This is a genomic window from Streptomyces liliiviolaceus, assembly GCF_018070025.1.
GTDB lineage: Bacteria > Actinomycetota > Actinomycetes > Streptomycetales > Streptomycetaceae > Streptomyces > Streptomyces liliiviolaceus.
The window spans coordinates 62,375-84,131 of the sequence record NZ_JAGPYQ010000003.1 but is presented as its reverse complement, the minus strand read 5'-3'; the positions used below and the strand labels follow the sequence as shown (position 1 = coordinate 84,131).

16 protein-coding genes are annotated in these 21,757 nt (G+C 69.6%); 10 read left to right on the top strand and 6 right to left on the bottom strand.

Annotated features, from left to right (window positions below):
- Window positions 1-184 precede the first annotated feature (184 nt).
- From J8N05_RS46605 to J8N05_RS46590, 4 genes are all read right to left on the bottom strand, one after another.
- On the bottom strand, window positions 185-2,566 hold the full coding sequence (locus tag J8N05_RS46605) for a beta-xylosidase/alpha-l-arabinosidase (RefSeq protein WP_210894529.1): 2,382 nt from the start codon (window positions 2,564-2,566) through the stop codon (window positions 185-187).
- Window positions 2,567-2,729: 163 nt separating this feature from the next.
- The gene (locus J8N05_RS46600) at window positions 2,730-3,626 is read right to left on the bottom strand and encodes a carbohydrate ABC transporter permease (RefSeq protein WP_210894527.1); all 897 of its coding nucleotides are present in this window, start codon (window positions 3,624-3,626) and stop codon (window positions 2,730-2,732) included.
- Between the two features lies 1 nt (window position 3,627).
- Window positions 3,628-4,530: a carbohydrate ABC transporter permease gene (locus J8N05_RS46595; protein ID WP_210894525.1), complete on the bottom strand. Its 903-nt coding sequence runs from the start codon at window positions 4,528-4,530 to the stop codon at window positions 3,628-3,630.
- Window positions 4,527-5,834 (bottom strand): extracellular solute-binding protein, encoded by a 1,308-nt coding sequence (locus J8N05_RS46590; RefSeq protein WP_384279753.1) that lies wholly within the window; start codon window positions 5,832-5,834, stop codon window positions 4,527-4,529. The genes J8N05_RS46595 and J8N05_RS46590 overlap by 4 nt, the downstream gene beginning before the upstream one ends.
- 352 nt (window positions 5,835-6,186) lie before the next feature.
- Here J8N05_RS46590 and J8N05_RS46585 point away from each other — a divergent pair, with 352 nt between their 5' ends.
- On the top strand, window positions 6,187-7,215 hold the full coding sequence (locus J8N05_RS46585) for a LacI family DNA-binding transcriptional regulator (RefSeq protein WP_210894521.1): 1,029 nt from the start codon (window positions 6,187-6,189) through the stop codon (window positions 7,213-7,215).
- Between the two features lie 357 nt (window positions 7,216-7,572).
- On the top strand, window positions 7,573-8,451 hold the full coding sequence (locus tag J8N05_RS46580; RefSeq protein ID WP_210894519.1) for a type II toxin-antitoxin system PemK/MazF family toxin: 879 nt from the start codon (window positions 7,573-7,575) through the stop codon (window positions 8,449-8,451).
- 71 nt (window positions 8,452-8,522) lie between these two features.
- Here J8N05_RS46580 and J8N05_RS46570 read toward each other — a convergent pair whose 3' ends face one another.
- Complete coding sequence (locus J8N05_RS46570) at window positions 8,523-9,149, bottom strand: hypothetical protein (protein ID WP_210894561.1); 627 nt, start codon at window positions 9,147-9,149, stop codon at window positions 8,523-8,525.
- 305 nt (window positions 9,150-9,454) lie between these two features.
- On the opposite strand from J8N05_RS46570, the gene J8N05_RS46565 reads away from it, so the two are divergent.
- The 4 genes from J8N05_RS46565 (at window position 9,455) to J8N05_RS46550 (ending at window position 14,167) form a co-directional block, all read left to right on the top strand.
- Entirely contained in the window at window positions 9,455-10,048 is a 594-nt protein-coding gene (locus J8N05_RS46565; RefSeq protein ID WP_210894517.1) for a hypothetical protein, read from the top strand.
- A 79-nt stretch (window positions 10,049-10,127) separates the two neighbouring features.
- The gene (locus tag J8N05_RS46560) at window positions 10,128-10,496 is read left to right on the top strand and encodes a DUF7144 family membrane protein (RefSeq protein ID WP_210894515.1); all 369 of its coding nucleotides are present in this window, start codon (window positions 10,128-10,130) and stop codon (window positions 10,494-10,496) included.
- An 18-nt stretch (window positions 10,497-10,514) separates the two neighbouring features.
- A complete protein-coding gene (locus tag J8N05_RS46555) occupies window positions 10,515-11,432 on the top strand; it encodes a polyphosphate kinase 2 family protein (protein WP_210894513.1) in 918 nt (305 codons plus the stop codon).
- Complete coding sequence (locus tag J8N05_RS46550; RefSeq protein ID WP_210894511.1) at window positions 11,429-14,167, top strand: cation-translocating P-type ATPase; 2,739 nt, start codon at window positions 11,429-11,431, stop codon at window positions 14,165-14,167. Before J8N05_RS46555 ends, J8N05_RS46550 begins: the two co-directional genes overlap by 4 nt.
- Window positions 14,168-14,386: 219 nt before the next feature.
- On the opposite strand, the gene J8N05_RS46545 is transcribed toward J8N05_RS46550, so the two are convergent.
- Window positions 14,387-15,571, bottom strand: a complete 1,185-nt coding sequence (locus J8N05_RS46545; protein ID WP_210894509.1) for a thiolase family protein — start codon at window positions 15,569-15,571, stop codon at window positions 14,387-14,389.
- Window positions 15,572-15,856: 285 nt separating this feature from the next.
- Between J8N05_RS46545 and icmF the strand changes: the two genes are divergently transcribed.
- From icmF to J8N05_RS46525, 4 genes are all read left to right on the top strand, one after another.
- Entirely contained in the window at window positions 15,857-19,084 is a 3,228-nt protein-coding gene (gene icmF, locus J8N05_RS46540) for a fused isobutyryl-CoA mutase/GTPase IcmF (protein WP_210894507.1), read from the top strand.
- Window positions 19,081-19,587, top strand: a complete 507-nt coding sequence (locus J8N05_RS46535) for a thioesterase family protein (protein ID WP_247707042.1) — start codon at window positions 19,081-19,083, stop codon at window positions 19,585-19,587. The genes icmF and J8N05_RS46535 overlap by 4 nt, the downstream gene beginning before the upstream one ends.
- Window positions 19,588-19,827: 240 nt before the next feature.
- Window positions 19,828-20,622, top strand: a complete 795-nt coding sequence (locus tag J8N05_RS46530) for an enoyl-CoA hydratase-related protein (RefSeq protein ID WP_210894505.1) — start codon at window positions 19,828-19,830, stop codon at window positions 20,620-20,622.
- Window position 20,623: 1 nt separating this feature from the next.
- On the top strand, window positions 20,624-21,757 hold the full coding sequence (locus tag J8N05_RS46525) for an acyl-CoA dehydrogenase family protein (RefSeq protein WP_210894503.1): 1,134 nt from the start codon (window positions 20,624-20,626) through the stop codon (window positions 21,755-21,757).

Genomic DNA, 21,757 nt, shown 5'->3' with positions numbered 1-21,757 from the left:
TATTTGTGTGTACTGCGCCGGACACCAGGGGGCGGGCTGATTCCTCGGTCCACCAATGTCAGACAGTCCCGCTGGCCACGGACGACCGAGGCCGAGGTCCGGGTGGTCGCCGCCCGGTTCGGAACGGGGCGCCCGACAGCGGGACGCAGCGCCGCCGCGGCAGCGTGCGCTGCGCGGGCCCGCTTCATGCCCGGGTGGCCGGCTCCTGTTCGACCGTGGCGTGCAGGCGGCGCGTGTGATCCACGTGGCGTTCCGCTCCGGTGAGGGTGACCCTGGCCGTCAGACGCGGATCCGCGCTGGAGGCGGCCAACCGTACGTCCAGGTCGCCCGGTTCGACGACGCGCCGGCCGTCTCGACCGGTGAAGGATGCGAGGTCGGCCGGGACCGTGACGCGCAGGCGCCGTGCCTCGTCCGGCTCCAGTGCGACCCGGGTGTAGCCGATCAGGCGTTGCACCGGCTGGACGACGGAGGCGACCGGGTCGTGCAGATAGACCTGGACCACCTCGGTTCCGGACCGTCCGCCCGCGTTGCGGACGGTGAAGGCGAGGGTGAACTCGCCGTCCGTCGGGGCCTCATGGGCGTCCACGGTCAGGTCCGTCCACTCGAATCGCGTGTAGGACAGACCGTGGCCGAAGGCGAACGCGGGGGTCGGGTCGATGCTGGACACCTCGCTGGCTTGCGCGAGCCGCGCCCCGAGGTAGGTGGCCGGCTGGGATCCCGGCCCGCGCGGCACGCTGACCGGCAGACGTCCGGAGGGGTTGGTACGGCCGCTGAGCACCCCGGCGATGGCATGGGTGCCCTCCTCCCCCGGGAAGAAGGACTGCACGATCGCGGCGGACTCCCGCGCGGCGCGGCCGAGTGCGTACGGCCGTCCCGCGAGCAGCACGGTGACCAGGGGTGTCTCCTGATCGAGGAGGGTGTCGAGCAGTTGCTGCTGTGCGCCCGGCAGCGCCAGTGTCGCGACGTCGCATCCCTCTCCGCTGGTGCCCCGCCCGAAGAGTCCGGCGCGGTCGCCGAGCACGACGAGGGCGACATCGGCCTCGCGTGCCGCCTGCACGGCCTCGTGGAGACCGGAGAGGTCTCCGTCGTCGATTCCGGTGCCGCGGGCGACCGTGATCTCGGCCTCGGGGAACTCGGCGGCGAGCGTGTCCCGCAGCGTGGGGAGCTCGATGCCGAGCGGGGTGCCGGGGTGCCGGACGCCGATGTGCTGGGGGAAGGAGTAGCAGCCCAGTACGGCGGTGGGCTCGTCGGCGTTGGGACCGAGCAGGGCGATGCGGCGGGGCCGCCCGAGCGGCAGGGTGCCGTCGTTGCTCAGCAGTACGACCGCCTCCTCGGCGACCGTGCGGGCCAGCGCGCGGTTGTCAGGACCGTCCAGGTCGATCCGGCCGCGCAGGGCGGCCGGATCGTCGAGGTCCGCTCCGTCGAGCGCGGCCGGCACGGGGTTCCAGTCCGGGTCGAGCAGGCCGAGCACCGCTTTCTGGGTGAGTATCCGGCGCAGGGCGCGGTCGACGGCGGCCTCCGGTACGCGGCCGTCGGCAACGGCGTCGGCCAGGGGCGCGCCGTACGTCTTGACGCTGGGCAGTTCGACGTCGACGCCCGCGCGCAGCGCCGTGGCGGCGGCTCCGGCCCAGTCGGCCGCGATGCCGTGCAGGGTCTTCAGGAAGGCGATGGCGAAGTAGTCGGCGACGACGGTGCCGTCGAAGCCCCACGTGTCGCGCAGCAGCCCGGTGAGCAGATCCTCGTCGGCCGCCGAGGGCATGCCGTCGGTGTCGGTGTAGGCGCTCATCACCGACCGGGGGCGGCCTTCCCGTATGGCCATCTCGAAGGGAGGCAGCAGAACGTCGGCGCGCTCACGCGGGCCCAGGGAGGCGGGAGCGAGGTTACGGCCGGCCCGGGAGGCCGAGTAGCCGGCGAAGTGCTTGAGCGTCGCGACGATCCCGGCGGACTCAAGGCCCTGCACGTATGCCGTTCCCAGGGTGCCGACGAGGTACGGGTCCTCGCCGATGGCCTCCTCGACCCGGCCCCAGCGGGCGTCGCGCACCACGTCCAGGACGGGCGCGAGACCTTGGTGGACACCGACGGCACGCATGTCGCGGCCGATGGCGGCGGCCATGCGCCGCACCGTGTCCGGATCGAAGGTGGCGCCCCAGGACAGCGGAACGGGGTAGACCGTCGCCCCCCAGGCGGCGAAGCCGGCCAGACACTCGTCATGCGCGAGAGCGGGGATGTTGAACCGGTTCGTGGCGGCGATACGGGTCTGGGTGCGGGCCAGGGAGAGTGCGCCCAGAGCGGGGTCGACCGGGACCGTGCCGAAGGGCCGGGTCAGCTGCCCCAGCCCGAAGGGCAGGAGTGTGTCGAGATCGACGGCCTCCTCCATGTCGTGCTGGTGAGGTGCCACCTCGTCGCCCTGATCGGAGGCGCCCACCCACACTCCGTACAGCTGGGCGGTCTTCTCCTGCAAGGTCATCGCGTCGATCAGGGCGTCGACTCGCGCGGTGACAGGAACGGTGGGGTCGTTCCAGAGGAAGACTCCGGGGGTGTCCTCTGCGGCCACGGTGGCGTTCATGTTCCTCCCAGGCCCGTCAGAACCTCGACCGAGGCGCGACGGACCAACAGGTAGACGAGCAGGACTCGGTACGGGGCAGATCGCGTCCGGGATCCCGACGTCGGTCCCGGCACAGTCCGCTCACGGGCCCCGGCATAGGTGTCGGCGTCGGCGTCGGCGTCGGTCAACGGCTGAACCCGGCGGTCAGACCGCTCAGCAGTTGGCGTCGGCCGAACGCGTACAGCACCAGGACGGGCAGGGTGGTCAGGACGACGGCGGCGACGACCGCGGGGACGTTGACCCCGTACTGGCCCTGGAAGGTCCACAGTGCGAGCGGCAGGGTCCGGCGGTCAGGGCTTTGCGTCAGGATGAGCGGCAGCAGGAATCCGTTCCAGATGGTCAGTGCGTTGAAGATGCTGACGGTGAGGATCGCCGGGCGGGTGAGCGGCGCCGCCAGCCGCCACAGTGTCGTCCATTCGGTGGCGCCGTCGACCCGCATCGAGTCGAACAGCTCTTTGGGCACATCGCGGATGAAGTTGGACAGCACCAGTACCGACAGCGGGATGGCGAAGGCGATCGACGGGAGGATCAGCGCCGTCAGGCTGTCGTACAGCTGCAGCTTGATGATGATCAGGTAGACCGGGATGACCGTCGCCTGCAGGGGGATGGCCAGGCCCATGAGGAACAGCCCGTTCATGGCCCGCAGGATCCGCATGCGCCAGCCGCGAACGATCGCGTACGCGGCCATGAAGGAGAACAGGACGGCCGGCACCACGGCGCCGGCGGTGACCACGGCGCTGTTCACGAAGTAGCGGAGGAAGTCGGACTCGATGACCAGCCGGTAGTTGTCCAGCGTCGGGTCGCCCGACGGCACCAGCGGGTTGCTCGCGTAGTAGCGGTTCTGGGCTTTGAAGCTGGTGATGAGGGTCCAGTACAGCGGTACGGCCACGACGACGAGCCAGAGCCAGCCGGCCAGGCCGCCGGCCCAGTTGCGTCTGCGGGCCGCCGGACGGGTCGGAGCCTGCCGCTCGCAGTGGCCGGCCTGCCGCGGTCGCCGCGGTTCGGTCAGCGTGTCGGTCACCTCAGGCCCCCTCAAGTTGGCTCGCGCCGGCGTCGCGGCCCCCGAGCCGGCGCAGCAGCAGGGCCAGGGCCAGCCCCACCAGGACCAGGATGACCGCGATGGCGCTGGCCGGTCCCATCAGGCTGGCCTGGAATCCCCGCTTGTACATGTCCAGGGCGAGGACGCGGGTGGCGTCGCCGGGGCCGCCCTCGGTCAGGACGAAGATGAGGTCGAAGAAGGTCAGCGACCCGACCACCATCAGCGTGGACGAGGTGATGATGGTGTATTTCAGCTGGGGCAGCGTGATGCTGAAGAACTGCCGGATCCGCCCGGCTCCGTCCAACTGTGCTGCTTCGTAGAGGGACTTCGGGATCTGCTGGACGCCACCCTGGTAGATCAGGGAGTGGAACGGGATGAACTGCCAGGAGACGACGAACACGACGACTCCGAACGCGAGCCCGGGCCGCCCCAGCCAGTCCTGGCTGAGCAGCTGGATCTTCAGCCCGGCACCGAGCCCGAAGTTGGGGTCAAGCAGGGCTTTGTACGCGAGCGCGATCGCCGCGGAGCTGAGCATCAGCGGTACGAAGTACACCACGCCCAGCACGGCACGGTAGCGCTGGCTGCCCGCCATGAACGTGCCGAGCAGAATGCTCAGCGGTGTCTGGACGGCCCAGGAGACGGCCATCACCAGAAACGTCACCCCGAGGGCGTGCGGCAGCCCGGGATCGGTGAGTACCGCACGCCAACTGGTCAGCCCCGACAGGTGGATGGCACCGATTCCGTCCCACGTGGTGAAGCTCAGCGCGAAGACGCCGACGAGCGGGATCACGGCGAAACCGACGAAGACCACCAGCGCCGGCGCCGCCAGCCACGGCAGGATGCTGCGCGGTCCGTGCCGCGGCTGACGGCTGGTCAGCGCGCTCATGTGCCGGTGACCGCGTTGAGGTTGCTGGCGAACTGCTGCGGCGAGACGGACAGTTGGAACAGCTTGACGATGTTGTCGAGCAGGGTCTCGGCGGCCGTCGGACTGAGCGCCTGGTCCCAGGACTGGCCGAATTCCTTGGCCTTGGTGGCGGTGTCGTAGGTGAACTGCAGGAAGTCGGCGTTCTTGGCGGCGGCCAGCAGTTTCTCGGTGCCCAGCCGGATCGGGACCGATCCGTTGTCGATCCACTTCTGCACCTCCTCCTGCTGGAGGACGCCCCGGGCGAAGAAGTCCTTGGCGGTCTTCTTCTGGTCGGAGTCGGCCTTCGAGGAGAGGGACAGGTACTGGGCGGGGTTGCCGACGGTGTTGCCGGGATCGCCCTTGCCGCCCTCGACGGGCGGGAAGTTCATGTAGCCCAGCCCCCCGCTGGGGACGAAGTCCCCTCCCCTGGCCTGCTGGATGCCGTACGACCAGGCGCCGTGCAGCATCATCGCGGCCCTGCCGGTGTACAGCAGCGCCTGGTCGGCGTTGGAGTCCGCGGTGATCGAGGAGAAGCCCTTGATGAATCCGTCGGCCTTGACCAGTTCCTGCACCTTGGTCAGCGCGGTGATGGCGCGCGGGTCGGACCAGGCGTTCTTCTCGCCCTCGATGACGGCCTGGAAGACCTCCGGACCGCCGATGCGGTCGAAGAGGAACTCCAGCCACATCATGTTCGTCCACCGGGACTGGCCGCCGAGGGCGAACGGTGCGATGCCCTTGGCGTTGAACCTGGGCACCAGCGCCATGATGTCGTCCCAGGACTTCGGCGGTTCCACGCCGACCTGGTCGAAGACCTTCCGGTTGTAGTAGAGGATGATCGGCTGCACCGTCTCACCGGGCATCGCGTAGATCTTGCCGTCGACGGTCGCCGCGGCGAACGAGGACGGCAGCAGCCGCTTCTTGACCTCGGGGTGCTCGTCGAACCACGGGGTGAGGTCCTCGACCTGGCCCGCCTTCACATAGCTGCGCAGCGTCCCGCCGCCCCAGCCCCAGATGATGGTGGGCGCGCGCCCGGCACCGATGGCGGTCTTGATCTTCGTCTTGTACGCGTCGTTCTGGAAGGTGGTGTCCTTGATCTGCTCCTCGGGACGGGCCTTGTTGAAGGCGTCCACCGCGCCCGCTCTGACACCTTCCTGAGGCTGGCCGTTCAGGTACCAGTAGGTGGTCTCCCCGCCGGTGCCGGGACCGGAGGAGCCGCAGGCCGCCAGCGCCGCGGAGACCGGGACGCCGGCGGCCAGGCCGAGGAGGGTACGCCGAGAGAGATGGATCTCCATGTCTGTTCTCCGCACTCGAATCGAGAGTTGTCGGATTCTCAGGAGCCATACCGAAAAGTTTTCGAAATTGCCTTCTTGGAGCTCTTTTCGTGCAAATTAGATTTCGGCCTGACACCGTGTCAAGGTGCGTGCAGCGGCATTGCAGGGACGTAAACCGCTGCGTACCATCCGGTACGAACGATCCTCAATGGACGTCGGCACAGTCCGAAAAGTTTTCGAAATAGAAGGATCGATCGGAAGGATCGGGCGAGGGTGGTGCAATGTCCGCGGCAGACACACCGCCGGTGCGGTGGGCTGCCCGACCGGCAGTTCACCGCACCGGTGGACGCACAGCGGGGAGGAACCGATGCGGCCGAACGCCAGACGCACCACCTTGGCGGACATCGCCCAGGCGGCCGGGGTCTCCATCGCCACCGTCTCCAAAGTGGTCAACGGTCGCGGTGACGTGGCACCGCACACCCGCACCCGGGTGCAGCAACTGCTGCACCAACACCACTACCTCGCACCCGTCTTCCGCCACACCGGGGCCGTCCAGAGCCCGACCATCGAGGTCCAGTTCCAGGGCGGCCTCAAGTCGTACGTGGCCGAGACGCTGGAAGGCATCATCGACGCCGCCGCCGAACTGGGGGCCTCGGTGGTGATCAGCAAGGCGTCCCACGCCCCGCACTGGGCTCGGGAGCTGGTCTCGGCCGGGCGCCGCGCCGTCATCGCGGTCACCAGCGTGTACTCCACGGCGCACCTGAACGAACTGGCCCGGTCCGGGCTGCCGTTGGTCGTGCTGGACCCGCTGCACCTGCCCGACAGCCGGGTCAACAGTGTCGGGGCGACCAACTTCGCGGGCGGTCTGGCCGCGACTCGGCACCTGCTCTCCCTGGGGCACCGTCGCGTCGCCTATCTCGGCGGACCGACGATGGCCGTGTGCAACCAGGCACGCGTGCACGGGTACCGCGCCGCCATGGAGGCGGAAGGAGCGCGGGTACCCGCCGCCTACGTCCTGCCCGGAGAATTCACGTACGAGGCCGGGTTGCTCGGCGCCGCGGCGCTGCTGGACCTGCCCGAACCGCCGACGGCGATCTTCGCGGGGAACGACGAGATCGCCGTCGGCGTCATCGAGACCGCCCGCACCCGTGGCCTGCGCATCCCCGAAGACCTCAGCGTCGTCGGCTTCGACGACACCAGCCTCGCCCAGATCGCCTCACCCCCACTGACCACCGTGCGCCAGCCCCTACGGGAGATGGGCGGCGCCGCCCTGCGCACCGCTCTCCGGCTGGCCAACGGCGAGAAGGTCGAGTCCCACCACATCGAACTCGCCACGGAACTCGTGGTGCGCGCCTCGACGGCGCCGCCCTGCGAAGAAACTTCGGCATCGAGGTAGCCGCAGGCGAAGGCCGTTCGGAGGGCCCGCGTCCTCGACAGGGAGTCCCCCGCTCGCGAGTTGCGTAGGCGATTGCGTACTTTCACCGAAGCCCTCGGACCGGGCGTGCGGGAGCGTTGTCACCGGGCCCTGGATGCCTCCGGGGTGGCAGTGGCCTTCGGCCAGGCTGAGTGTCCGGTCGAATGCTGCGTCGCCGGCCTCAGCCCCCGTACGGCCGAGACACGTACCGGCGCGTACCGGCGCGTACCGGAGGCCCTTCGGTGGCAGGAACTGTTCGCTTTCGAAGACCATGTGTGATGTGGGGGATCTGTGCGACGTCGTCGTGAGCAGTCATGTCTTCTGACAGTTGCGCTCCTGTTGAAGTGGTACGTGGTCGGATACCTCCTCCTGGTTCCGGTCGTCGTTCCCGCGTTCATGGCCGCGCAGTCGCCTCCGCAGCACGCAGGCGGGGCCGCGGTACCGATTCTGTGGGGGATCTCCCTGCTGACCGCGGTCGTTGTGGCCCGGGTGGCCGGCCGTGGCCAGTTCCTCCGATGGTGGCTGCTGCCTGCCCGTACCGCCGTGCTCCTCGGGCTCTGCGCGGCAGCGGTTGTGGTGACCCGGTCCCAGGTGGAGCCGGGGGCGCTGCGCGCGACGATGGAGGAGCCGGCGGACCCGTATGCGAAGTGGATGGTCACCTCGATGCTGGAGATTCTGGCGGCGGGGCTGACGGCCATGGTGTTCTTCCTCGGCGTGCGGTGGTGGGGCCGGAGGTATGCGGCGCCGTCACCCCGGGGCCGGCGGTCCGCGGACGGGCCCGGCAGGTCGAACCGGCCGGCCGTGCCGGAGCCGGGCGAGATTTGGCTGGCCGTGGTCCCCTACCGCGAAGGCACCGGGGAGGAGTCCCAGCACTACTGCGTCGTGGTGAACTGCCATGAACACCACGTCGGCGTCCTACAGATAACCAGCCAGAACAAGGACGCGCGACGCGACCATGTCCGGATACCCAATGACGGGTGGGACGAGGTCTCCGGCAAGGACCACTGGATGGAGATCGGCGTCGCCCTCCGAGAGGTTCCGTACGAGAAGTTCCTGACCGTCAGTCCCCAGGGTCAATGCCCCACGACGACATGGGAGCAGATCCGGGCAGCGCACCCGGCAGAGTGCGCGGACCGGCCAGGACCAGCCACGGTGTGGGCACCGTTGGCAGGACGGAGAAAGCTGAGCCGGCACGAGCGCCCCAGCTCAACGCTCTAGACCAAGACGATCGCCGCCAGCACTTCACAGTCGCCGTACCGACACCGGCCGCCACCCTGCGGCCGCGACGGCTACTGGGCCGGTGGGGCCGCGCCCTCGATCAGCGGGCGCAACTCGTCTTCCAGACGGATGTTGTCGGTCCCCTGGGCGATCAGCTGTCCGCCCTTGAAGTTGATTTTCTTGGGGCAGAAGTGCGCCCCGTCCATCGTGAAAGCCTTCAGGAGTTTTCCCGTTCTGGCCTCGAACACCTTGAACTCGTAGCGCGCGGTGATCATTCCGATGTCGTTCGTGCCGACCAGGGAGAAGGTATCGCCGTACGAACACACCCCCGCCCGCTTCTCCGTCACCCGCGGGCCCGACATGCACACGGCCAGCTGTGCCTGCTGATAATCGGCCGGTCCGGGCGACGGGTGGAACACCTCGCGTGTGCCCTCCACGTTCGCGGCCCAGGCGTCCGGGAAGAGTCCCGGCGGATCCGGGGCGATGTACTTCTCCTGGTCGTAGTCGGAGAGTTGGAAGCCTAGAGCCTTGTGCGGACCGGGGCCCTCGTACGGCGCGCTGCCCGTCGAGAACGGCTTGCCGCCCTGGCACGCAGCGGCGGGGTCGGCGATCACAGGTGGGGAAGAGGCGGTGGCCGCGCGTCCGTCCGGTCCGTCCGGTCCCTCGGACGACTCCGAGCATCCGCAGAGCAGGAGCATGAGTAATGTCAGTGCACATTCCGCAGATCCGCGCCGCATGAGTCCCCCAGATACTGAAGTGCCCCGCACACAATTTCACATCCGCGTAGCCGTACCAGGCTCCTTGCGTGAAGGGACCTTGTGCGGGTTCATCCGCTGAGGCTTCCGAGGCCACTCCCCCAACCGTGTCCCGGTCGGCCTGGCCGGGATCGCCCCTTGTCGCTGAAGCGGATCACCGGGAGAGTGGGGATGTGATCATCCCCTTCGTGCATGACGGTGCGGCGGGAACCGTAACGGTGGCCGTAGACCTCGTCGATGATCCCGAAATGGTTGGCAAACCGGCCGGAGCACGTGGGTTCCCCTGCTGCAGCGCCGGTGTCGAGCACCCTGCCCAGGGCTACCGCGCGATGTTCGGCTGGGTCCAACTGGTCCGGTCGACGGACAGCCCCTCGAACGGGACAGCCTTCGAGATGGACCCGTTCCTCCTGTTCGAGGACGCGCCTTCCCCTTACGCCTTCTTCGGCGTCAAGCCCATGCTGTTCGACGCACCGTCACGGGGTGAGCGCAGCCCGCTGGCGTGGCTCGCCCACTGCTTCCTGGCCCGGACTCCACTCGAAGACACCGAACGGCACGTCGTGCCGTTGACCGGCTTCTCCTGGGGATTCGACATCGACGACACCGGCCTGATCACCCTACGCTCCGCGCGCGCTTTGGCACCCGGTGACTGGGACACCCACCGGCCCCTCCTGCAAAGGCGCCATCCCGGCTGGTCCTTCAGTCAGTGGCAGCTCCCGGAGCGACCGGACCCCTTCCTCCGTCAGGCGCGGAGTGCGGACGGTGGCCGTCGGTCCGGCCCCGCGGGTGGCGGTACGGGCGTGGGTCCGCTTCCCGGCGGACCGCGCGTCACCCCGGGAGGGTGATGCCCGTACCGGCGGGCCGGGGCAGCTTGCGGTGTACGGCGGTGCATACCGCACCGGCTCCCGAGCACGGAGGTTCGCCATGGCGGACGCGAGCACCCGGTACCGGCGCCCCGAGGCCGAACAGGGGACCCTCGGCGGTCTGGTGGTCCTCGCCTCGGTGCTGCTGTTCGTCCTGGTGACCCTGTGCTTCGAGCGGGGCCTGGTGGCCGTGCCGGAGGGCAGGATCCTCCTGTCCGCCTGGGGCTGGATCCACCTGGTCGTCTGGGGCGCTTCGGTCGCCGTCAGCGCCGGTCCGTTCGTCGGCGTGGCCCGGGCCCGGATCATCGGCGTGCTCATCGCCGCCCTGGCGATCATCGTGAACGTCCTGCCGATCCCGTACCACGCCCTGTGGTTGATGACGCCGATCGTCCGGGGTCTGTGCGTGGTGCGCCACAAGAGCCTCTACTAGTCGGTTACGAGGTGTCCCATGAAGGACAAACGTGCGAAGCGGATCGCCGAGTTCATCGCCCCGCTGCGGGTGGACCCCGGGCGCAAGGTGCGCCTGGCCGAGGACTTCGATCCGGGTCACCGCGCCGGCATCGCGAACAAGAAGCAGGGCCGGGAACTGCTCCGTACCGGTGTCGCGCTGCTCGCCGACCACCAGCGCAGGCTGGCCGCGCAGAGCAGCCACGGGGTGCTGCTGTGTCTGCAGGCGCTGGACGCCGGCGGCAAGGACGGGACCATTCGGCACGTCATGAGCGGTGTGAACCCGCAGGGTGTGCGGGTGTCGAGCTTCAAGGTGCCCTCCGCCGAGGAACTGGGCCACGACTACTTGTGGCGTTACGCCCGCCGGCTCCCGAGCCGCGGGGAGATCGGCATCTTCAACCGCTCCTACTACGAGGAGGTCCTCGTCGTACGGGTGCACCCGGAGCTGCTGGCGCGGCAGGGCCTGCCGGACCGGCCGGGCAAGGCGCTGTGGCGCCGGCGCTACCGTGAGATCAACGCCTGGGAGCGGTATCTGACGGACAACGGCTTCCGGATCGTCAAGCTGTTCCTGAACCTCTCCCGGGACGAGCAGCGGGTCAGGTTCCTGAAGCGGATCGACGTGCCGGAGCGGAACTGGAAGTTCTCGGCGGCGGACGTCCGGGAGCGTGCCTCCTGGGACGCGTACCAGTCGGCGTTCTCCTCGATGCTCTCCGCGACGAGCACCGCGTGGGCGCCCTGGTACGTGGTGCCCGCGGACCACAAGTGGTTCGCCCGGACCTGCGCGGCGGCGGTGCTCGCCCACACGCTGATCGATCTCGACCCGCGGTATCCCGGGATCGACGACGCCGCCCGGCACGAACTGCAGTTGGCGCGCAAGCAGTTGGAGAGCGAGACGCCGGACGGGAGTTCCGCCCGATGACCGCGCGGGCGCCGGGGACCGCCGCGCCCGCCGCGTCGTCGACGGCGGCGGCGGACTGGTGGGCGCGGACGGCCGACGAGGTGGCCGCGGCGCTGGACGTCGATCCGGCCGTGGGGCTGAGCGGCGAGCGGGTCGAGCGGCGGCTGGCCGAGGACGGGCCCAACACGCTGCCGGAGGAGCGGGCGGTGCCCGGGTGGCGCCGGTTCGCCGGCCAGTACACCGCGTACATGCAGATCATCCTGGTGGCCTCCGCCGTCGTGTCGATGCTCGTGCAGGAGTGGGGCACGGCGGTGGTGCTGCTGGCGCTGACCTTGCTCAACGCCGTCATCGGGCTGCGCCAGGAGGGCAAGGCGGAGAGCGCCATGAACGCCCTCAAGGCGATGGCGAAGGTGACCGCGCGGGTGCGGCGGGACGGGACGGAGCGGGAGATCCCCGCCGAGGAGGTGGTGGTCGGCGACGTGGTGCTGCTGACCGCGGGGGACGAAGTGCCCGCGGACGGAAGGCTGGTGGGGGCGGTCGCGCTGCAGATCGACGAGTCGGCGCTGACCGGGGAGAGTGTGCCCGCCGCCAAGGACACCACCGTGGTGCGCAGCGCGGCCCCGGGGCCTGGCGACCAGTCGGACATGGCGTTCATGAACACCCCGGTCACCCACGGCAGCGGGGTCCTCGTGGTCACCGCGACCGGGGCCGGCACCGAGCTGGGCCGGATCTCCGGGATGCTGTCGGCGACCCGGCGCGCGCCCTCGCCGCTGACCCGGGAGCTGGACCGGCTGACCCTGTGGATCGTGGGCGCGGCCGGCCTCACCATGATCATCATGTTCTCGCTGGGCCGGCAGCGGGGCGAGGCCTGGGACGTGCTGTTCGTGAGCGCGGTGTCCCTGGCGATCGCCGCCGTGCCGGAGGCGCTGCCGACAGTGACGCAGACGATCCTGTCGCTCGGCGGGCTCGATCTCGCCCGGCGGCACGCGATCGTCAAGGACCTGCCGTCGGTCGAGACGCTGGGTTTCGTCTCGGCGATCAACTCCGACAAGACCGGCACACTGACGATGAACCAGGTGACGGTCGTGGAGGTGGTGGACCCCCACGACCGGTTCACCGTCTCCGGCACCGGGTACGGCCTGGAGGGCCGGGTCCGGCGTGCGGCGGGCAGCGCTCCGGAGGTCGAGGGGGCGATCCTGCCGTACCTGGTCGCCAACGACGCGACCCTCACCAGCGACGGCAAGGTGGTCGGGGACCCCACGGAGGGCGCTCTGGTCGTCCTCGGGCACAAGGCCGGTCTGGACGTGGAGGAGACCCGTGCGCGGCTGCCGCGGCTCGCGACGCTGCCCTTCGACCCCGCGTACAAACTGATGGCGACCTTCCACGCGGCCCGGGACGCCAAGGGCCGGGACGTGGTGCGCTGCTTCGTCAAGGGCGCGGCGCCCGCCGTGCTGGAACGCACGGAGACGGCCCTGTCGGCCGGGGAGAGCGTCCCGTTCGACGCGGCGCTGCGCCGGCGTGCGCAGGAGGAGCTGGAGCGGATGGGGCGGGCCGGACGCCGGGTGATGGCCGCCGCCGCCCGGGACCTGGACCCGGCGGAGTTCCACGCGGACGGCGATCTCCTGGCGTACGTCACCAGGTTGCGGGTGACCTCCCTCGTGGGGATGGAGGACCCGCCGCGCGAGAACTCGCGGGAGGCGGTCGCCGCCGCCCAGGCCGCGGGTGTACGGGTGCGCATGGTGACCGGTGACGACGTGGTCACCGGTGCCGCCGTGGCCCAGCAGGTCGGCATCGGGGGCGAGGCGATGCTGGGCGCCGACTTCGCGGCCCTGAGCGAGGAGGACCGGCTGGCCCGCATCGACCGCATCGGGGTGCTCGGCCGGGTGGCGCCCGAGCACAAGGTGCTGTTGGCGGACACGCTGAAGGAGCGGGGCGACGTGGTGGCGATGACGGGGGACGGTGTCAACGACGCCCCGGCCATCAAGGCCGCCGACATCGGCATCGCGATGGGCTCCGGCACGGACGTCGCGAAGAACGCGGGGCGGATGATCCTCTCCGACGACGACTTCGCCACGATCGTGTTCGCCGTGGAGCAGGGCCGCAAGATCTACGACAATCTCACCAAGTACATCCGGTTCGTACTGATCCTGCTCGTCGTGTTCGTGCTGGTGTTCCTCGGCGCGGTGCTGTTCGACGTCGCGGACGGGGAGCCGTTCTCCCCCGCCCAGGTGCTGTGGATCCACTTCTTCGTCAACGCGGCCTTCGGCTTCTCGCTGGGCTTCGACCGGGTGAGCCCCGGGCTGATGACGCGCCGGCCGCGGCCGCGCGGCGAACCGGTGATGACGCGTCCGCTGATGGTGACGGTCGGCCTCGCGGGGACGTTCACGGCCGGCGCGCTGCTGGGCGTGCTCGTCCTCGGCGAGGAGCGCTACGACTCCCCCGCCGTGGGCAACTCGATCGCGCTGACCGCGTTCGCGCTCTGTCTGATCGTCTCCGCGCTGGAGTGCCGCAGCCCGCTCGGGACGGTGCTGAGCGCGGACACCTTCGACAGCAGGCAGCTCAACCGGACGCTGCTGGCCGAGGGCGCCCTCGCCGTGCTGGTGGTGCAGACGGACGTCTTCAACCGCATCCTGGGCACCACACCGCTCCACCTCGGCCAGTTCGGCTGGGCGCTGCTGCCGCCGCTGGCCCTGCTGGTGCTGTGGGAGGCGGGGAAGTTCGCCGTCCGCCGCCGACAGCCCGCCGGGGCGGGGTGAGGACGGGTGCGTGACGCGCCGCCGGGGCTGCGGACACCGCGCACCCACCGTCGGGAGTGACTGGTCGAGGACGTCTGCCTGCTGCCCCGGCAACTGGTCGGCGACGGTGAGCCGTTCGTCGCTCGCCCTGGAGCGCGGTCAGCCCTTCTGGTCCCGCAGCGCACCAGCGCGGAAGCCCGTGCCTTTCGCAAGCGTGTCGCCGCAAGGGCCGGGACGAGATCACCGCGCCCTTCGGAACAGCGCGGCGAGCGCCTGTCCGCCACCGATGCACATGGTGACGATGCCGAGTTCGAGGTCATGGCGGACCAAGTGCTTGGCGACCCGCAACGAGAGGATCGCCCCGGTGGCGCCGACCGGGTGCCCGAGCGCGATCGCGCCGCCGTACGGATTGGTGCGCTGCGGGTCCAGTTCCGCGTCGCGGATCACCGCGACCGCCTGGGAGGCGAACGCCTCGTTCAGTTCGACCGTGTCGATGTCACGGGGCGTGGTGCCCGTCTGCGCGAACAGCTTCCGCAACGCCAGGACCGGGGCGTAACCCATCAGCTCGGGCTCCATCGCCGCGGTCGCGACGGCCTCCAGGGACACCGAGCCGGTCAGTCCGTGTTCCCTGGCCACCGACTCCCTGGCCAGCACGACGGCGGCGCCGCCGTCGTTGATGCCGGAGGCGTTGCCGGCCGTCACCGTGCCGTTCTCGGCGAACGCCGGCCGCAGCCGCGCCAGTGTCTCCACCGTGGTGCCGGGCCTGGGGTGCTCGTCCTCGGTCACCGTGTGAGGCTTCCGGCCGCCCACCTCGACCCGCACGATCTCCTCTGCGAACGCCGCCCGCGCCTCCGCAGTCGCGGCCCGCCGCTGGGACTCCGCCGCGAACTCGTCCTGCTGCAGACGTGACACGCCGTACTTCGCGGCCACCTTCTCCGCCGTCACACCCATGTGGATGCCGTGGAACGGGTCGGTCAGCATCATCACCGTGCCGTCCACCAAGGTGCGGTCGCCGAGCCTGTAACCCGCGCGTGCCCCGAAGTCGTAGAACGGCATCCGGGTCATCGACTCGTCTCCCCCGGCCAGGGCGAAGTCCACCCCGCCCCAGCGCATCTGCATCGCCGCCGACCAGATCGCCTGCAGGCCGCTGCCGCAGAGCCGGTTCACCGTGTACGCAGGCACGTCCTTCGGCAGTCCTGCCGCGATCGCCACCCGGCGGGCGTTGTAGGCGTCCGGGCCGACCTGGCCGATGCAGCCCATCACGACCTCGTCGATCCGCTCCGCCGCGACGCCGGACCGCCGCAACGCCTCCCTCGCGGCCGTCGCGCCGAGCTCGAAGCCCGGTACGTCCTTGAACGCCCCGCCGAAGCTTCCGACCGGGGTCCGGGCCCCGTCGAGAACGATGATCTTCTCCGCGTCAGCCATGTGCGCATCCCCATCCCGTGCGCCGTCCGGCGCGAGCCCTCATGAGAAGTCCGTTGCGAGAAATCCGCCGTGAGAAGTGACGGCCCCGCAGATCCACGAGATACTAGGACGCCCTACTATCCATCCGCCACCACTCCGTCCCCGGACGCACGCCGAGCCCCCGGCGCAAGCCGCTCCCGCCGACTCACCCTGTGCTTCCAGTCACACCGTGTCGCCAGAAAATACTAGGACGTCCTAGTATCTTGGACATCAGTACTCTTCCGAAGTGTTCCGGGAAGGCCCTTCATGAGTGATCTGCACCGACCTGTGCATCCTGTCCGCCTGGTCACGGCCTCGGCCCTCTTCGACGGACACGACGCGTCGATCAACATCATGCGGCGGATCTTCCAGTCCCAGGGCGCCGAGGTGATCCATCTCGGGCACAACCGGTCGGTCCAGGAGGTCGTGGACGCGGCGCTTGAGGAGGACGTGCACGGTGTGGCCGTCTCGTCCTACCAGGGCGGGCACGTGGAGTACTTCGAGTACCTGGTCGAATCGCTGCGCCGGCAGGGGGCGGACCACATCCGGGTGGTCGGGGGCGGCGGCGGTGTGATCGTGCCGGAGGAGATCACCCGGCTGCGCGCGAGCGGCGTGACCATCTTCTCCCCCGAGGACGGCCAGCGCATGGGGCTGGCCGGAATGGTCAACTCCGTCATCAAGGACTGCGACTTCGATCTCTGGGACAGCAAGCCGGCCGATGCCACCGCCCTGCTCGCGGGTGACCGGTTCGCGATCGCCCGCGCCATCACCGGCGCCGAGCTGGGAAAGCTGCCCGCGGACCTGCTGGAGCAGGTGCGCGCCGCGGCGGCGAAGCGGGTCACGCCGACCCTGGGCATCACCGGCACCGGCGGCTCCGGAAAATCCTCCCTCACCGACGAGCTGGTACGCCGCTTCCACCTCGACCAGCGCGACAAACTGCGGATCGCGGTGATCGCGGTCGACCCGACCCGCCGCCGGGGCGGCGGAGCCCTGCTCGGCGACCGGATCCGGATGAACTCCCTCGACGGGGACCAGGTCCTCTTCCGCAGTCTCGCCACCCGCGGCAGCCATGAGCTGCCGGAGCACCTCACCGACGTGATCGACGTCGTCAAGGCGGCCGGCTTCGACCTGGTGATCGTGGAGACGCCGGGCATCGGCCAGGGGGACGCGGCGATCGTGCCGTTCGTCGACGCCTCGCTGTATGTGATGACGCCCGAGTTCGGCGCGGCCTCGCAGCTGGAGAAGATCGACATGCTCGACTTCGCCGACGTGGTCGCCATCAACAAGTTCGAGCGGCGCGGCGCGAAGGACGCGATGCGCGACGTGGGCCGCCAACTGGTCCGCAACCGCGAGGCGTTCGGTATGAAGCCCGAGGACATGCCGGTGTTCGGCACGTCCGCGGCGACGTTCAACGACGACGGCGTGACCGCGCTGCACCAGCACCTGAAGACCGTCCTGGCCGAGCAGGGGCTGCCCGTCGCGGAAGGCGCGCTGCCGCAGGTCGACGTACGCCACTCCTCCGGGATCCGTCAGGTGGTGCCCGCGGACCGGGTGCGCTACCTCGCCGAGATCACCGAGACGATCCGCGCGTACCACGCCGGCACCGAGCGGCTCGCCGAGGCGGCACGACGTGTGCAGCGCCTGGACGCGGTGCGCGGTGAACTCCTCGAAGCCGGCTCCGACGTCGCGGGCGTCGAGTCGCTGCTCGCTCCCGCACGCACACAGCTTCCGTCCGAGGTCACGGAACAGATCGAGAACTGGCCGGCCGTCGTGGAGGCCTACTCGGGCGACGAGCAGATCGTGAGGATCCGGGACAAGGAGATCCGTACCAAGCTGACCCGCGAGTCCCTGTCGGGCAACAAGGTGCCCCGCGTGGCGCTGCCCGGTTTCACCGACCACGGGGAGCTGGTGCGGTTCTGGCGGCGGGAGAACCTGCCGGGCCGCTTCCCGTTCACCGCCGGGGTGTTCCCCTTCAAGCGCGACGGCGAGGACCCGGCGCGGATGTTCGCCGGCGAGGGCGACCCGTTCCGCACCAACCGGCGCTTCAAGCTGCTGTCCGAGGGCCAGCCGGCCACCCGGCTGTCCACCGCCTTCGACTCGGTGACCCTCTACGGCCGCGACCCCGACGAGCGCCCCGACATCTACGGCAAGGTCGGGACCTCCGGTGTGTCGGTCGCGACCCTGGAGGACATGAAGGCGCTCTACGACGGTTTCGACCTGGTCGCCCCGACGACGTCGGTGTCGATGACGATCAACGGCCCGGCACCCACCGTGCTGGCGTTCTTCCTCAACACCGTGATCGACCAGCAGACCGAGAAGTTCCACGCCGCCGAGGGCCGCGCCCCCTCCCCCGAGGAGGCCGCGGAGCTGCGCGCGCACGCGCTGGCCACCGTGCGCGGCACGGTGCAGGCCGACATCCTCAAGGAGGACCAGGGGCAGAACACCTGCCTGTTCTCCACCGAGTTCTCCCTCCGGATGATGGCCGACATCCAGGAGTGGTTCATCGCCCACCAGGTCCGCAACTTCTACTCGGTGTCCATCTCCGGCTACCACATCGCCGAAGCCGGTGCGAACCCGATCAGCCAGCTCGCGTTCACCCTGGCCAACGGGTTCACGTACGTCGAGGCCTATCTGGCCCGCGGGATGCACATCGACGACTTCGCGCCGAACCTGTCGTTCTTCTTCTCCAACGGCATGGACCCGGAGTACTCGGTCCTCGGCCGGGTCGCCCGCCGGATCTGGTCCGTCGCGATGAAGGAGAAGTACGGCGCGAACGAGCGTTCGCAGAAGATGAAGTACCACGTCCAGACCTCCGGGCGCTCCCTGCATGCCCAGGAGATGGACTTCAACGACATCCGCACCACCCTCCAGGCGCTGACCGCCATCTACGACAACGCCAGTTCGCTGCACACCAACGCCTACGACGAGGCCGTCACCACCCCGTCCGAGGAGTCGGTGCGCCGGGCCCTGGCGATCCAGCTCATCATCAACCGCGAGTGGGGCCTGGCGATGAACGAGAACCCGCTGCAGGGTTCCTTCATCATCGACCAGCTCACCGACCTGGTCGAGCAGGCGGTGCTCGCCGAGTTCGACCGGATCAACGAGCGCGGCGGTGTGCTCGGCGCCATGGAGACCGGCTATCAGCGCGGCCGTATCCAGGACGAGTCGATGCTGTACGAGCAGCGCAAGCACGACGGCTCACTGCCGATCATCGGCGTGAACACCTTCCGCCGGCCCGGCGGCGACGCCCCGGCCGGTGAGGTCGAACTCGCCCGCGCCACGCAGACGGAGAAGGAGTCGCAGCTGGCGCGTGTCCAGGACTTCCAGAGCAGTCACGCGCAGGAGGCGGCGCTGGCGATCACCCGCCTCAAGGAGGCGGCGATCAACGGCGACAACGTCTTCGAGGTCCTGATGGACGCCGCCCGGGTCTGCTCGCTGCGGCAGATCACGGAGTCCTTCTTCGAGGTGGGCGGACAGTACCGGAGGAACGTGTGAGCACCGCGCCCGTGCCGTCGTTCGACCAGGTGATGGAGCTGCCCGCGTGGGTCGACACGACCGTCTCCGCGGACTTCATCGACGAGAACGGCCATATGAACATCCGGCACTACCTGGAGCTGGACGCGCTCAGCACCACGCTGCTGTGCGAGGAGATCGGCATAGACGACGGTTACCGGACCGAGCGGCGCATGGGTGTCTTCACCGCGGAGCACCACCTGAGGTATTTCAGCGAGATGCACGAGGGCGAGAAGCTCTCCGTGCACGTGCGGGTGCTGGCGAGGTCGTCCAGGGCCGTGCACATGATGACCTTCCTCCTCGACCGCACCCACGGACGGCTCGCCAACACCCTGGAACTGGTCCTGGTGCACGTCGACATGGACACCCGCCGGGCGGTCCCCCTCCCCGACGACATCGCGGCCGGGTTCGACCGGTTTCTCTCCGATGACGGTCACCTCGCGTGGCAGGCGCCCGTCTGCGGCGTCATGGGCGTCAGGAGCTGATCCGGCCCGCACCACCCCGCGCACACCACCACAGCCGACGGGCGCTCCCACGAGGGAGCGCCCGTTGGCGTTTCACCGCCCGGCGTCGCGCTGAACGGGATGTGCGGCACGCGGGGCCGACCGAGGCCTTGATAACGATCGTTCGCTTCCATACTATCCTTCTAATGGTCAGGCCGAATCGGCCGCCATTGCCGCACGCCGACGACGACGCCGGCTGCCATGCAGAGAGGACCGAGGCCAATGGACGACTTCACCGACATCACGTACGAGGTCGAGGACGGTCTCGCCTGGATCACCATCGACCGGCCGGAGCGCTACAACGCCTTCCGGGCGCGCACCGTCGACGAACTGGTCATGGCCTTCAAGCGTGCCTGGGCCAGCGACGAGGTGGGGGTGGTGGCCCTCACCGGCGCCGGTGACAAGGCGTTCTGTGCCGGCGGTGACCAGAAGCAGCGCATGGAGACCGGGGACTACGGGCCCTCCCAGAGCGGTCTGTTCGAGGTCGACGCGCTGCACCGGGTGATCCGTGACACCCCCAAGCCGGTCGTCGCCGCGGTGAACGGCCTGGCGATCGGCGGCGGTCACGTCCTCCATGTGCTGTGCGACCTGACCATCGCCGCGGACACCGCCCAGTTCGGCCAGAACGGGCCCCGCGTCGGATCGTTCGACGCCGGTCTCGGCTCGGGCTACCTGGCCCGTGTGGTGGGTGAGAAGCGCGCCCGCGAACTGTGGTTCATGCTCCGCCGGCTCAGCGCCGAGGAGGCCCTGGACTGGGGTCTGGTGAACAAGGTCGTGCCGGCCGGCGAGCTGCGTACCGAGGTGCGTGCGTGGGCCGACCAGATGCTGGAGTTCTCGCCGACCGCGCTCAAGGTGCTCAAGCAGTCGATGAACACCGACACCGAGCAGTTCGTCAGCATCGGCTCGATGGCCTACAGCACCCTCAAGCTCTTCGGTGAGACGCCCGAGGCGCAGGAGGGCATCAACGCGTTCAACGAGAAGCGCAAGCCCGACTTCAGCAAGTACCGGGGCGCCTGAGATGGAGCTGCGCGAGGAGCAGAAGCGGTTCGGGGCGGCCGTCCACGCGTTCTCCCGCGAGCAGTACGCGACCGTGGCCCAGCGGGACGCCGTGACCAGGGGCGGGACGCTGTCGAACAGCCCGCAGATCCTCGCCGAGCTCGCGAAGCTCGGCTGGCTCGGGGTGTCCCTGCCGGCCGAGTACGGGGGCGGCGGCGCGGGCTTCGTGGACGAGTGCGTGTTCCTGGAGGAGTCCTCACGGGGCCTGCTGCCCGTCACGGGCTACTCGACCGGTCTGACCGCCGCGCAGACGTATCTGCGGTGGGGGTCGCAGGAGCAGAAGGGTGTCATCGTCTCCAATCTGGTCGCCGGCAGACTGGAGGCGATCGCGCTGAGCGAGCCGGGCGCGGGCTCCGACCTCGGCGGGGTGCGGGTACGGGCCACGCGGGACGGTGACGCGTACGTCATCGAGGGGCAGAAGACCTGGACCTCCGCCGCGCACGTCGCCGAACACCTCCTCGTGCTGGCCCGTGAGGACAGCGGTGGCACCAAGCACGAGGGTCTCACCCTGCTCATGGTGCCCACCGACACCCCGGGCCTCACGATCCGGGGCATCGACACGATGGAGGCGCACACCGTCAACGACGTCTTCTTCACCGACGTCCGGGTGCCCGCCTCCGCCGTGGTGGGCCGTCCTCTCAACGCCTGGAAGCAGCTCATGCGCGGGCTGAGCGTGGAGCGGCTCATCATCGCCGCGATGAGTCTGGGCGCGGCCAGGCGCTCCCTCGACGACGTGATCGCGTACGTCGGGCAGCGTGAGCAGTTCGGCCGCAGCATCGGCAGTTTCCAGGCGATCCGCCATCGCATCGCGGACCTCGCGACCGATGTCGAGTTCGCGCGGGCGTTCCTGTACGACGCGGCCGGCCGGGTCGACGCCGGTCAGGAGGACGCACTCGCCCGGGAGAGCGCGATGGCGAAGATGCGCTGCACGGAGATCGCGAAGAACACCGCGCTGGAGGCCATGCAGATGATGGGCGGGTACGGCTACGCCCGGGAGTACGGCATGGAGGGCCAGGTCCGCAAGGCGCTGGCGCCGCCCATCTACGGCGGCACCAACGAGATCCAGCGCGAGATCATCGCCAAGAGCCTGCTGTGA